Origin of the sequence: Rhizobium sp. AN73, from assembly GCF_030757975.1 — a bacterium.
Taxonomy (GTDB): domain Bacteria; phylum Pseudomonadota; class Alphaproteobacteria; order Rhizobiales; family Rhizobiaceae; genus Agrobacterium; species Agrobacterium arsenijevicii.
In genome coordinates, this window is the sequence record NZ_JARWME010000002.1 from 684861 (window position 1) to 697925 (window position 13065).

Annotated in this window: 11 protein-coding genes; 6 read left to right on the forward strand and 5 right to left on the reverse strand. The window is 60.2% G+C overall.

What is annotated here, in order from left to right:
* Positions 1-2: 2 nt before the first annotated feature.
* Positions 3-944: a protein-methionine-sulfoxide reductase catalytic subunit MsrP gene (gene msrP, locus RBH10_RS13325; protein ID WP_281036894.1), complete on the reverse strand. Its 942-nt coding sequence runs from the start codon at positions 942-944 to the stop codon at positions 3-5.
* A 312-nt stretch (positions 945-1256) separates the two neighbouring features.
* Between msrP and ilvD the strand changes: the two genes are divergently transcribed.
* On the forward strand, positions 1257-3092 hold the full coding sequence (ilvD, locus tag RBH10_RS13330) for a dihydroxy-acid dehydratase (protein ID WP_045017104.1): 1836 nt from the start codon (positions 1257-1259) through the stop codon (positions 3090-3092).
* A 379-nt stretch (positions 3093-3471) separates the two neighbouring features.
* The gene (locus RBH10_RS13335; RefSeq protein WP_281036893.1) at positions 3472-4473 is read left to right on the forward strand and encodes a serine hydrolase; all 1002 of its coding nucleotides are present in this window, start codon (positions 3472-3474) and stop codon (positions 4471-4473) included.
* 17 nt (positions 4474-4490) lie between these two features.
* Here the strand turns inward: RBH10_RS13335 and RBH10_RS13340 are convergent, their stop codons facing one another.
* From RBH10_RS13340 to RBH10_RS13350, 3 genes are read right to left on the reverse strand one after another with little or no spacing between them, the layout of a single operon-like run.
* Positions 4491-4925 (reverse strand): hypothetical protein, encoded by a 435-nt coding sequence (locus RBH10_RS13340; protein ID WP_281036892.1) that lies wholly within the window; start codon positions 4923-4925, stop codon positions 4491-4493.
* 25 nt (positions 4926-4950) lie between these two features.
* Entirely contained in the window at positions 4951-5406 is a 456-nt protein-coding gene (locus RBH10_RS13345; protein WP_281036891.1) for a MarR family winged helix-turn-helix transcriptional regulator, read from the reverse strand.
* 48 nt (positions 5407-5454) lie between these two features.
* Complete coding sequence (locus tag RBH10_RS13350) at positions 5455-5808, reverse strand: lysozyme inhibitor LprI family protein (protein WP_281036890.1); 354 nt, start codon at positions 5806-5808, stop codon at positions 5455-5457.
* A 174-nt stretch (positions 5809-5982) separates the two neighbouring features.
* Between RBH10_RS13350 and RBH10_RS13355 the strand changes: the two genes are divergently transcribed.
* Both RBH10_RS13355 and RBH10_RS13360 read left to right on the forward strand, forming a co-directional pair.
* Positions 5983-7389 (forward strand): DegQ family serine endoprotease, encoded by a 1407-nt coding sequence (locus RBH10_RS13355; protein WP_281036889.1) that lies wholly within the window; start codon positions 5983-5985, stop codon positions 7387-7389.
* The gene (locus tag RBH10_RS13360; protein ID WP_281036888.1) at positions 7386-8702 is read left to right on the forward strand and encodes a replication-associated recombination protein A; all 1317 of its coding nucleotides are present in this window, start codon (positions 7386-7388) and stop codon (positions 8700-8702) included. Before RBH10_RS13355 ends, RBH10_RS13360 begins: the two co-directional genes overlap by 4 nt.
* An 80-nt stretch (positions 8703-8782) precedes the next feature.
* Here RBH10_RS13360 and RBH10_RS13365 read toward each other — a convergent pair whose 3' ends face one another.
* The gene (locus tag RBH10_RS13365) at positions 8783-9097 is read right to left on the reverse strand and encodes a DUF1883 domain-containing protein (RefSeq protein ID WP_281036887.1); all 315 of its coding nucleotides are present in this window, start codon (positions 9095-9097) and stop codon (positions 8783-8785) included.
* A gap of 252 nt (positions 9098-9349) precedes the next feature.
* Here RBH10_RS13365 and RBH10_RS13370 point away from each other — a divergent pair, with 252 nt between their 5' ends.
* Both RBH10_RS13370 and RBH10_RS13375 read left to right on the forward strand, forming a co-directional pair.
* Positions 9350-11164 carry a methyl-accepting chemotaxis protein gene (locus RBH10_RS13370; protein ID WP_281036886.1) on the forward strand — a complete coding sequence of 605 codons (1815 nt, stop codon included), beginning with the start codon at positions 9350-9352 and terminating at the stop codon, positions 11162-11164.
* 366 nt (positions 11165-11530) lie between these two features.
* A complete protein-coding gene (locus RBH10_RS13375) occupies positions 11531-12799 on the forward strand; it encodes an extensin family protein (protein ID WP_281036885.1) in 1269 nt (422 codons plus the stop codon).
* Positions 12800-13065: the final 266 nt, after the last annotated feature.

Genomic DNA, 13065 nt, shown 5'->3' on the forward strand with positions numbered 1-13065 from the left:
GGTCAGTAGTTCGCTTTCAGGTCCATGCCGGTATAGAGGCCTGCCACCTCTTCATAACCGTTGAACATCAGGGTAGGGCGGTTCTGGGTGCCAAAAAAGCCGCCTTCGCCGATGCGCTGTTCCGTCGCCTGACTCCAGCGCGGATGGTCCACATGCGGATTGACGTTGGAGTAGAAGCCATATTCGCGGGCGTTGGAGTTTTTCCAAGTCGTTTCCGGCTGTTTCTCGGTCAGCGAAATTCGGACGATGGATTTGATGCCCTTGAAACCGTATTTCCACGGAACGACGAGGCGGATGGGCGCACCGTTCTGGTTCGGCAGCGTTTCGCCGTATAGGCCGACGGCGAGAATGGTCAGCGGATGGCGTGCCTCATCGAGGCGCAGACCTTCGACATAGGGCCAGGACAAAGGCTGGAACAGGCCGCTCTGGCCGGGCATTTCCTCCGGCCGCACCACGGTTTCGAAGGAGACGTATTTGGCGCTGCCAAGCGGCTCCACCTTGTCGAGAAGCGCGGCGAGGGGGAAACCGATCCACGGAATGACCATCGACCAGCCCTCGACACAGCGCATGCGATAGGTACGCTCTTCGAGCTGATATTTCATCAGCTCTTCGATGCCAAATTCCTGCGGTTTGGAGACGAGGCCATCCACCTTCACGGTCCACGGTGTAGGCTTGAACTTGCCGGAATTTTCCTTCGGGTCGGATTTTCCGACGCCGAACTCGTAGAAATTATTGTAGCTGGTGACGGCATCGAGCGGGGTGAGCTTTTCATCCAGCTTGTAGGCGCCGGGTTTCGCCGCAAGCGGAGCGGCAATTGCCTCGCGGCCGCCAAGCCCGATTGCCGCAAGTCCTGCCGCCGTACCGAGGAAGCCGCGTCGGGACAGGTAGATATTCTTCGGCGTGATTTCTGTAGCCGCGATCAGGGGCGGACGATAGGCGGGCATTTCAACCTCCACAAAAGCCGGGTGCATCGGCGATAAATCGATTATGATAGGCTATACGGCTGCTGCACAGATATGTTTCAGCCCTCTGCGCAAAAACAGCGGTCGGGCGGCGGAAATCGCGCATTTGTGATGAGAGGCTGCCCGGATTGCCGTGTTGAAAGTGAGCGTACCGTACCGAACCGTACTGTTTTGCCCGAAGGTGACAGTGACAGGGCTTGCGGTTTGCGCTAGAAAAACCGCAAAATAGGGCGAGGGCTTTTTGACCGCGTTGCGGCAATGCGCTCTTCTGCCTAAGAGATCGAGGAAAACACCATGCCAGTCTATCGCTCCAGAACGACAACCCACGGCCGCAACATGGCGGGCGCGCGCGGCCTTTGGCGCGCCACCGGCATGAAGGACAGCGATTTCGGCAAGCCGATCATCGCGGTGGTCAATTCCTTTACGCAATTCGTGCCGGGCCATGTGCATCTGAAGGATCTTGGCCAGCTCGTTGCCCGCGAAATCGAGGCGGCAGGCGGTGTGGCCAAGGAATTCAATACCATCGCGGTCGATGACGGCATCGCCATGGGCCATGACGGCATGCTCTATTCGCTGCCGTCGCGCGAGATCATCGCTGACTCGGTGGAATACATGGTCAATGCCCATTGCGCCGATGCGATGGTGTGCATCTCCAACTGCGACAAGATTACCCCCGGCATGCTGAATGCGGCGATGCGCCTCAACATTCCCGCCGTTTTCGTTTCCGGTGGTCCGATGGAAGCGGGCAAGGTCGTTCTGCACGGCAAGACGGTCGCACTCGATCTGGTCGATGCCATGGTTGCGGCTGCCGACGACAAGATTTCCGACGAAGACGTCAAGATCATCGAGCGCTCCGCTTGCCCGACCTGCGGTTCCTGCTCCGGCATGTTCACCGCCAATTCCATGAACTGTCTGACCGAAGCTCTGGGCCTTTCGTTGCCCGGCAACGGCTCGACGCTCGCCACCCATTCGGATCGCCGGCGGCTGTTTGTTGAGGCCGGTCATCTGATCGTCGATCTGGCGCGCCGTTATTACGAACAGGACGACGAGACCGTTCTGCCGCGCACCATCGCCAACAAGGCGGCGTTCGAAAACGCCATGTCGCTGGATATCGCCATGGGCGGCTCCACCAATACGGTGCTGCATATTCTCGCAGCGGCGCATGAGGGCGGTGTCGATTTCGGCATGGAAGACATCGACCGTCTTTCCCGCAAGGTTCCCTGCCTTTCCAAGGTCGCGCCTGCCAAGCAGGACGTGCACATGGAAGACGTTCACCGCGCCGGCGGCATCATGCGTATTCTCGGCGAGCTGGATCGTGGCGGTCTCCTCAATCGCGATACCTATACGGTGCACGAAGCGACGCTTGGCGACGCCATCGACCGCTGGGACATCACCCGCACCAACAGCGAGACGGTGCGCGAATTCTTCAAGGCAGCGCCGGGTGGTGTGCCGACGCAGGTTGCTTTCAGCCAGTCCTCGCGTTGGGACGATCTGGATACTGACAGCGAAAACGGCGTTATCCGCTCGGTCGAAAAGCCTTTCTCCAAGGATGGCGGTCTCGCTGTGCTTTACGGCAACATCGCGCTCGACGGCTGCATCGTGAAGACGGCGGGTGTAGACGAATCCATCCTGAAATTCACCGGTCCTGCGGTCGTTTACGAAAGCCAGGACGCGGCGGTGAAGGGCATTCTCGGCAACGAGGTCAAGGCGGGCGACGTGGTCGTCATCCGTTACGAAGGCCCGAAGGGCGGCCCCGGCATGCAGGAAATGCTTTACCCGACCAGCTACCTCAAGTCCAAGGGTCTCGGCAAAGCCTGCGCGCTTATCACCGATGGTCGTTTCTCGGGCGGCACGTCAGGCCTTTCCATCGGCCATGCCTCGCCGGAAGCGGCACAGGGCGGCGCGATCGGCCTCGTGCGTCAGGGCGACCTGATCGAGATCGACATTCCGAACCGCACGATCAACCTCAGCGTCGCGGAAGCGGAACTGGCGTCGCGCCGTGCCGAACAGGATAAACTCGGCTGGAAGCCGGAGGCACCGCGCAAGCGCAATGTCACAACCGCGCTGAAGGCCTATGCCGCCTTTGCGTCCAGTGCCGACAAGGGTGCCGTGCGGATTTTGCCGGAGTAAGGCCTTTTCGGCTTAAGGGCGAAGGTGCGAAGCCTTCCTCCGCCATCCTCGCCCTTGAGGCGAGGATCCATAAGCCGCGAACGCCATGGATCCTCGGGACAAGCCCGAGGATGACGTCAAATGTGAGGATAGATCTATCATCCTTGACCAGCCGCCCTTTCGGGGCGGCTTTTTATTGCGCTTTTGGCGAATGCTACTCGCGGTTCAGAAACAGATTCAATTGCCTCAGAGCTTGATTCTCCAAATCTGTGCAACCTACTGTTTTACCGTTGTAAATTCGAAAGCTCCCAGCCGGATTCCGGCCGTCTCCGCAGTCACGTTGGAGTGATTTCGCCTGCCGGGGCTTTTCCACGGCGCGGCGATCGCTAACTTCAACAGCATGAAAAGACGAACCGCACTCGCCCTCATTGCGTCCCTGCCTGTTGCCCATCTTGCCCGCGCGCAAAGCGCCGACAACGGCGTCCGTTTCGAACCGTTGCTGCGGAATGCGGATGCGCTTTCGAGCCTCAAGGCGGTTGTCGTTAGCATCGATGGCAGGGAGGTCGCAAGCCGTGCCTATCATGGCGCCAGCCTTGCCGGTTCCACCAATATCAAGTCGGCGTCGAAATCGGTCGTTTCGGCGCTGGTCGGCATGGCGATCGATCGCAAGATACTGGCCGGGGCGGATCAGCCGATCGCAACCATTCTGCGCAGCGATTTTCCGCCAAACCCCGATCCGCGTCTGGAAAGGATCACCATCGGCAACCTGCTTTCCATGCAATCGGGTCTGGAGCGCATGTCCGGCCCGAATTACGGTCGCTGGGTGGAAAGCCGCAACTGGGTGCGAATGGCGCTCGGGTCGGGTTTCAACGGAGAGCCGGGCGGCGGCATGCTGTATTCCACCGCGTCCACACATCTGCTTTCGGCGATATTGACGAAGGCATCTGGCCGCTCGACGCTGTCTCTGGCGCGCGACTGGTTCCGACCGCTGCAAGGGTTTTCCATCGGCAGTTGGGAGCGCGATCCGCAGGGCATCTATCTTGGCGGCAACCAGATGGCGATGACGGCACGGTCGCTGCTGGCCTTTGGCGAGCTTTACCGGCTGGGCGGTGTCACGCCTGATGGCAAGCGACTGATTTCAAAAGGCTGGATTGAGCAATCCTGGCAACAGCGCACCAACTCCGTCTTTAATGGCGATGGTTACGGCTATTGCTGGTTCATCAAGGAGATGGCGGGCGAGACGGTCTATTATGCCTGGGGTTATGGTGGGCAGATGCTTTACATCGTTCCCTCCAGACGGCTTTCCGTGGTGATGACGTCGCGTGAGGACGCGCCCTCGGCCAGAACCGGTTATCGCGACCAGCTGAATGGGCTGATGGAGAACGTCATTCGTGCGGCATAGACACGCGAGCTTTCCACTTAGGCCGCCAGCCGGCGTTTCAACCGTAAACCATCGCGGAAGCTTCTTCCGAGGAGAGTGATGTTCAGCGCCCCGGCGCAAAGCTCCAGAGCCTGAACGGCATAAAAGGCGGCCCCGAAATCGTTTGAAAGAGCGAAGTGTCGAAGTACCAGCGCGCAGGGAACAAGGATCAGCAGCCCATTCAGCGCGATGATCGGCATGCGTTTTTTCTTGGTTGCGACCAGCGGATGCTTCCACCTTGCGCCGAGGCGAAAGCCGCTGAAGCCTGTGACGGCAAGTGCTGGTACGAGCACCAGAAAACCCCAGGGGATGGCGAGCTTGACGGCGCGGATCGCTTCGCTCGAACCGGAAATTTCGGTGAACGCGGTGGATAACCAAAAGGCGAGTATGGTCGCCAGCGCCAGCGTGCCGGCGACGGGGTGAAGGGTCTTCATTGATGTCGTCCTTTAGAGGGTCAGGTCAGCCGGGCGGTGGATCGGTGTCCAGTCCGGCGAAAAGCTGATTGAGGCAGTCTATAGCAACATTCAGTTGCCCCGCTTGCATTTCCGTGGCCAGGCGGCTCGCCAGTTCGTCCCATTGCCGCATGGTTGCGGCATAGGCGTTCTCACCCTTTTCAGTGAGGTGAACGAGTTTGGCCCGCTTGTGATGCGGATTGTTCTCGAAACCGACGATACCCTGTCGTTCCATCTCATCAATGAGACGCTGCACGCCCTGACGGGTCTGGCCCATATTGCGTGCGATCTGCGCAACGGTCAGCGGCTGACCGGCAAGCGCCACGGCGCCCAGGACCTGCCAGCGGGCGCTGGAGAGGCCGAAGGGTGCGGACAGGGCATCGCCTGCCGCAATCAATGCGCCATTGGTTCGAAAGATTGCCACCGCCAAGGTGGAAAGGGTGCGTGCAATATCCGTTTTCATGACAATACATTGTCATGTTGACAGTATGTTGTCAATTGTGGATTTTGATCACAGGGGGCGGGAGATGCTCTGAAAGGCTTCCCCAAGCCGCTTCATGCGCTCCTCATAGGCGCTTGTAATACACGCGACATCGGCGCTGCATTCCTGACGTTTCTTCAGCCATTTGCTCTGTTCGTCGCGCAAAGTGTCGCGAGCGCCCATCGCCATCAGCTGGGTCAGGATGTCGAAGGTGGTGACCATCTTCACGTCCTGATCGTTGAGGGCGCGGTTGTCGCAGATCGCCTTTTCATCCGGTGCGAGATCGGGCTTGGTGCAATCGAAGCTCGCGGCACCGGCCGGCGAACCCAGTGAAGAGGCGGCGAGGATGATGCCGGAGGCAAGAAGTATCTGTTTCAGATGCATGGATCATCTCATTTTGAGGACATTCTGGTGCGGGTGAAACCGGGAAGGGGTGCCGTTGGTTCCACCTGCGCAAGCAGGTTCCCGCATGAAAAAGATCGGCCATCATCTTGCCGCGCTTTGCTTTATAGGCTTTCGCGTTATAACTCCATCATACTGATGAGGATGAGGAATCACATGCAGAGCGTGCTGAAGTATCTGTCCACCGGCTTTCTTGCGGCGCTGCTTCTCGTTCCGGCGGGAGCGCGGGCGCAGGACAACAAGACCGTGCCCGCAAGCCACACGGAAATGCAGCTTTCCTTCGCGCCGCTGGTCAAGCGTACCGCGGGTGCTGTGGTGAACGTCTATGCCGAACGTATCGTGCAGCGGCGAACATCGCCCTTTGCCGGCGACCCGTTCTTTGAACAGTTCTTCGGCCAGCAGATGCCGAACCGCACCGAAAAACAGTCTTCACTCGGATCGGGCGTGATCGTGACCGCCGGCGGCCTCGTGGTGACGAACAATCACGTCATCGACGGCGCCGACGACATCAAGGTGGCGCTGGCGGACGGGCGTGAATTCTCCTCCAAGGTGCTGCTGAAGGACGACCGCGTCGATCTCGCCATTCTGCAGATCGATGCGAAGGAACAGTTCCCGGTGCTGTCGCTCGGCAATTCCGATGCCATCGAGGTCGGCGATCTCGTGCTTGCCATCGGCAATCCCTTCGGTGTCGGCCAGACGGTGACGAGCGGTATCGTCTCGGGTTTGGCGCGCAACCAGGTGACGCAGGGCGATTTCGGTTTCTTCATCCAGACCGACGCCTCCATCAACCCCGGCAATTCCGGCGGTGCGTTGATGAACATGGCGGGTGAGCTGATCGGCATCAACACCGCCATCTTCTCCAAGGGCGGTGGATCGAACGGCATCGGTTTTGCCATTCCCGCCAATCTCGTCCGCGTTTTCGTCGCCGCCGCCGAGCGCGGGGATGCCAACTTCCAGCGGCCCTATATCGGTGCGACCTTCGATCCGGTGACCTCCGATGTTGCTGAAGCGCTTGGCTTGCACCGGGCGCGCGGCGCGCTCGTCGTCAGTGTCGTCAAGGGCGGTCCGGCGGAAAAGGCGGGCATCGAGCCGGGACAGGTCGTTACCGCCGTCAATGGCTTCGAGGTCGAGCACCCGGATGCGCTGGGTTATCGCCTGACAACGGCCGGCATAGGCAAATCCGCTGAATTGACATTGGTGGAAAAGGGCAAAGAGAAAAAGGTGACGATTGCGCTCGACACGGCGCCGGAAACCGCGCCGCGTGACGAACGGTTGCTTGAAGGCCGCAATCCTTTCGCGGGTGCTACCGTCGCCAACCTCTCGCCGAAGCTTGCCGATGAGCTGCGCATGCCTTCGCAGGTGACCGGCGTTGTCATTACCGACGTGAAGCGCGGTTCGCCGGCCTATCGCGTCGGCTTCCAGCCGAAGGATGTCATCCTGTCGCTGAACGGTGCGGATATCAGCTCAACGGCTGCAGTCGAGAAAGCGTTGGACGACAATCCCGGCTTCTGGCGGGTGGAAATCCTGCGCGACGGGCAGCGCATCCGGCAGTTCCTGCGATGAGCGACGACCTCTTTGCCCCGCAAGTGCCCGTGGAGGTCGCCAACCGGCGGCCTCTAGCCGATCGCCTGCGTCCGAAGACGCTGGCGGAGGTGAGCGGGCAGCCGCATCTGACGGGTGAAGAGGGCGTGCTGCGCCGTATGATCGACAGTGGGTCGCTCGGATCGATGATCTTCTGGGGGCCGCCGGGGACGGGCAAGACCACGGTTGCCCGGCTGCTTTCCGGTGAAGCCGGGCTGGCCTTCGAGCAGATCTCGGCGATCTTTTCCGGTGTCGCCGATCTCAAGAAGGTTTTCGAGGCGGCGCGGACGCGACGGATGAATGGCCGGCAGACGCTGCTTTTCGTCGACGAGATTCATCGCTTCAACCGTGCCCAGCAGGATAGCTTCCTGCCGGTCATGGAAGACGGCACCATCATTCTGGTGGGCGCCACCACCGAAAACCCATCCTTTGAGCTCAACGCCGCTCTTTTGTCGCGCGCGCGTGTCCTGACATTCGGCTCGCATGATGAGGACAGCTTGAGCGAGCTTCTGAAGCGCGCCGAGGAGGCGGAGGGCAAACCGCTGCCGCTGACGGAAGAGGCGCGTGCCAGCCTGATCCGTATGGCCGACGGCGATGGCCGTGCCGTGCTGACCCTTGCCGAAGAAGTCTGGCGAGCGGCAAGGAAGGACGAGACTTTCGATACCGAAGGGCTGACGCGCATCGTGCAGCGCCGTGCGCCGGTTTACGACAAGAGCCAGGACGGCCACTACAATCTCATTTCCGCGCTGCATAAATCGGTGCGTGGCTCGGACCCGGACGCCGCACTCTATTATCTCTGCCGTATGTTCGATGCCGGTGAAGACCCGCTCTATATCGGGCGGCGGCTGGTGCGCATGGCGGTGGAGGATATCGGCCTTGCCGATCCGCAGGCGCTTGCCGTCTGCAACGCCGCCAAGGACGCCTATGATTATCTCGGTTCACCGGAAGGCGAACTGGCGCTGGCGCAGGCCTGCGTCTATATCGCCACCGCACCGAAATCCAATGCCGTCTATAACGCCTTCAAGGCTGCGATGCGGGCGGCCAAGGAAAACGGCTCGCTGGTGCCGCCGAAACATATCCTCAATGCGCCGACCAAGCTGATGAAGGGCGAGGGCTACGGCGACGGTTACCGTTATGACCACGACGAGCCGGATGCCTTTTCAGGGCAGGACTATTTCCCGGAAAAAATGGGGCGCACGACGTTTTACGATCCGCCCGACAGGGGTTTCGAGCGGGAAATCCGCAAGCGTCTCGACTGGTGGGCAAAGCTGCGCCGGGAACGCGGATCGCGTTAAGCCGCGCTCCTCACAAAATGAATCATGTGCTTGGCAAAAAGAATCGTAAAGCCGCGCTATCTCTTTGTTTATTAAAGAAATCAGGACGCCTTGCGATGCGGGGCTGCCTGCGCCTGCGCAGGCAGCATCTTGACCGACGATTCAGCGAGGCCGTTATGGCCTTCGGCGTCGATCACCAGATGCCAGTGCAATGTTTCGGGAATGCTGAGGCGGATCGGCGATTTTTTTGCGACGCCGCCGAGATATTTGAAGTCCAGCAACTCGGTGAAACGCTGGAAATTCGCCGCTGTCATCAGCCGCACATTGTTGACGGCCGACAGGGATACTTCAATGGTCGTCCCAGCCCGCAATTCCTTCAGGTCATAATGCGTAAAGCGGAAATTCGGCCGGGCCATCGTACACCTCCAGGCAGCTCTGTTTTGGCAAAAGAGGATAGGGCGGCAGGGTTAACGAGCTCTTTAAAATCGGGGAATCTTTGCCAAATTCCGGCCTGTTACGTCGGTTTCGAACAGTGGCGGGGAGTATTATGGACCTGTGGCCGCAGGCGCTGGAATAATACCAACGTATAATATGTGCATTTAATAATAATAAATTTCTGACCTTTAACATCCGCGGCTGGGAGTGCCGTCAACGGCATTGGGGGGAATATGAAAAACGTCACGATATCTATGCGCCTTTATGCGCTCGTCGCATTGTTTCTGGCAATTTTGATCGCAGCCCTGACATTCAGCCTGTTCGAAAGCTACCGCAAAATGGAGCACGAGCGGAAAGCGGGCCTTGCGGCGATGAACGAAACCGCCGTCGCTATTCTCGAGCAATATTATCGCCTGGAACAGAGCGGCAGCCTGAGCCGGGAGGCGGCGCAGCAGCAGGCCAAGGTAACGATCGCGGCCATGCGCTATGGCAATGGCAGCGGCTATTTCTGGATCAACGACATGCATCCGACAATGGTGATGCATCCGATCAAGCCCGAGATGAACGGCACCGACCTCACCGCCAACAAGGATCCGAACGGCAAGGCGCTGTTCGTCGAATTCGTCAACACGGTCAAGGCTGGCGGCAAGGGCTTCGTCGATTATTACTGGCCGAAACCCGGCGCGCCCGAGCCGGTGGAGAAATTCTCCCATGTGGCCGGTTTCGCGCCCTGGGGCTGGATTGTCGGCACCGGCGTTTATGTGGACGATCTCAAGGCTGCGTTCCGGAGCGAGGCCTATTTTTATGTCGGTCTTTGCGGTTTGTCCGCGCTTCTGATCATCGGCGTGGCTGCGGCCGTTGTGCGTAGCGTGACGCGGCCGATCGATCTTATCCGGCAGAGCATGAAGCGGATCGCGGAGGGTGACGGCGAGGCCGAAATTCAATTCGCCGACCGTGGCAACGAAATCGGTGCGATCGCCAAGACCTTGCTGGTGCTGCGTGACAGCGTCAATGAGCGCAGCGCCTTGCAGGCCCGCGAGGCGGGGCAGCAGCGGGCGCTGGAGGAAGCGCGGCAGGGCAATGAGATGGCCCTGCGCTCGGCATCCGAACGTCAGGCTCATGCCATGAACCAGCTTGGCAACTCGCTGGAGGCGCTCGCCAATGGCGATCTGACCGTCGAGCTTGCCGATATCGGCGCGGAATATGAAAAACTGCGCATGGATTTCAACCGTGCCGTCGGCGCGCTGCATGGGGCGATCGAGGCCATCGCCAGAACCGGCGATGTCGTCAATGACAGCGCTTCTGACATCAGCGGTGCGACCGGCAATCTTTCGCGCCGGACCGAACAGCAGGCGGCGGCGCTGGAGGAGACGGCGGCGGCTCTCGACGAGATCACGGCCACGGTACGCACCGCTTCCGAGCGTGCCAATGAGGCACGGCAGATGGTGCAGGACACGAAAACAAGCGCCGGCCGCTCGGGCGAGATCGTGCGTAATGCCGTCGATGCCATGGGCCGTATCGAGGAATCGTCCAAACGTATCGGCCAGATCATTTCCGTCATCGACGAGATCGCTTTCCAGACCAACCTTCTGGCGCTGAATGCCGGGGTGGAGGCCGCACGGGCGGGTGAGGCGGGACGCGGTTTCGCCGTCGTCGCGCAGGAGGTTCGTGAACTCGCGCAACGCTCGGCCAATGCCGCCAAGGAGATCAAGACCCTTATCAACCGCTCCGCTGAAGAAGTCGGCGGCGGTGTCGCACTTGTTCGCTCCACGGGCGATGCGCTGGACGAGATCGTGGGACTGGTCAACCGTGTCGATGGCCACGTCAATTCCATCGCCACGGCGGCGCGGGAACAGGCGACAGGTCTGCAGGAGATCAACACCTCCGTCAATCATATGGACCAGATGACGCAGCAGAACGCCGCCATGGTGGAAGAAACGACGGCAGCCAGCCAGACGCTGGCCGAGGAAAGCCGCCAGCTGCGCTCGCTGCTTTCCCGTTTCGAACTCGGACATGATACGGGACGCGAGATTTCGCGGGCTGCGTGATTTTGTCCGTTTTGGGCAGAGTGGAGGGCGCGGCCTTGGCTGCGCCCTTGGATGACTGACAAGGTCTCTCCATACTCTACGTCATCCTCGGGCTTGACCCGAGGATCCATTCCTCGCGCGGCTGTAGATCCTCGGGTCAAGCCCGAGGATGACGGAGGAGAGGTTAGAGTGCCGGCTGACTGAAGAGAGGTTTCAGCGTTTTCGTCATCGCCTTCGGGGTGATTGCGGCCGAGCCATCTCCATTTCCCGCGTCACGAAACAGGCCGTTCGTTATTTCTCGTAACCAATAAGGATTCGTTTACCCCGTTTCTTTAAAATTTGCCTGTATTGCCGCGGGTAGCGGCCGCTGAAGGTACAGGTTCTCGTATGGCGTATGTTTCCCTTCCGCGTCGTCTTGTGACGTTGCTGATGATTTCCACGGTCATGGTGTCGTGTTCGGCGGAGGGCCTCGTGCCACCGGCGGAGGTCGATGGCACGGCGCGTGTCAGCTCAATCCGGTCGTCGCGGCAGCAGGGTTACAGCGCACCATCAGGCGCGGTCCATCAGGCTGAGCGGGCCGGGCAGGTTGCCGATTATCCTGCAGCCGTGTCGCAGCCGATGCCGGAGGTCTACGCCTCGCAGGATCCGCTGCTACAGTCACCGCAGGGAGCTCAGGGCTATTCCACACTCGATGGCCAGCATCAGGCCCGCATGGCCGCGAGTGGCCACAGCATGGCTTCTCCCAGCACATCCAGCCAGCAGGTTACGTCCAATCAGATCGCCGAAGGCGAGGGTGGGGTGAATATGGATTCCATGCTGGGCGTGGAGCCGGTTCGCGGGCTTGCGGAAGAGCAGGATGCCGACATCGCCGAGGGTGCTTCCACCCAGCCGGTGGTGGACGGTATCGGCACCGACAATCCGGTGGCCGTTTCTCCGCCGCGCCGCCAGCAAAGCACGGGTCAATCGCGGTTGACACCGCCGCCGCCCGCCGGTTCGTCCTCCCGCCGCCAGCCGGTGGAAGAGGTCGCCATGCTGATGCCTAATGATCCGATGGCGCGCGGCGGATTGCAAAGCAACCGGTCGGCCATGCCGCCCGGCGTCATGCCACCTTCGGAAGTGGCCTGCCGCTCCGAGCTGCGCCGCCTTGGTGTCGCTTTCCGGGATGTCGCGCGCATTGCCGATGGTCCGACCTGCGGTATCGATTATCCGATCGAACTCAGTGGTCTCGCCAGCGGCGTTGCCATCCGGCCGTCGGTGAAGCTCAATTGCCAGGTCACACTTGCCTTTGCCAAGTGGGTGAAGTTCGAACTCGTGCCATCCTCGCGCTTCCGTTATCTGTCGGGCGTCGGTCGCATCACGCCTATGGGCGGTTATTCCTGCCGCAAGATGAATTCGCGCTCCAGCAACCCATGGTCCGAACACGCACGCGGCAACGCCATCGATATCGGCACCATCACCCTGAACAACGGCAAGGAAATCGACGTTCGCAGCAAGAGCTTCTTCGCCTTCCGCGAAAAGGCGCTGCTGAAAGCGGTCAGATCGGATAGCTGCAAATATTTCTCGACCGTTCTCGGGCCGGGCAGCGATCCCAATCACTGGAACCATTTTCACTTCGACCTACGCACTCGAAAATCCGGTTACAGGCATTGTGATTAAATCGTACTGGCAGAGTGGATTTGAGGGTTGCCGAGGTTGATGACGAAGTTTGAAAACCTCTCCTCCGTCATGCTCGGGCCTGTCCCGGGCATCTGTAACCTATCGTTTTTATGAGACGTTGGCAGATCCTCGGGTCGGGCCCGAGGATGACGTCGAGTACGGAGGTGAGGGACGCCTGCAAGGGAAACTCAGCCTGTCGGGTCGCGTGTTGCTGCCCAAAAAAAGACCGGCCCTAAGGCCGGTTGAAGAAGACTGCCATATCGGGG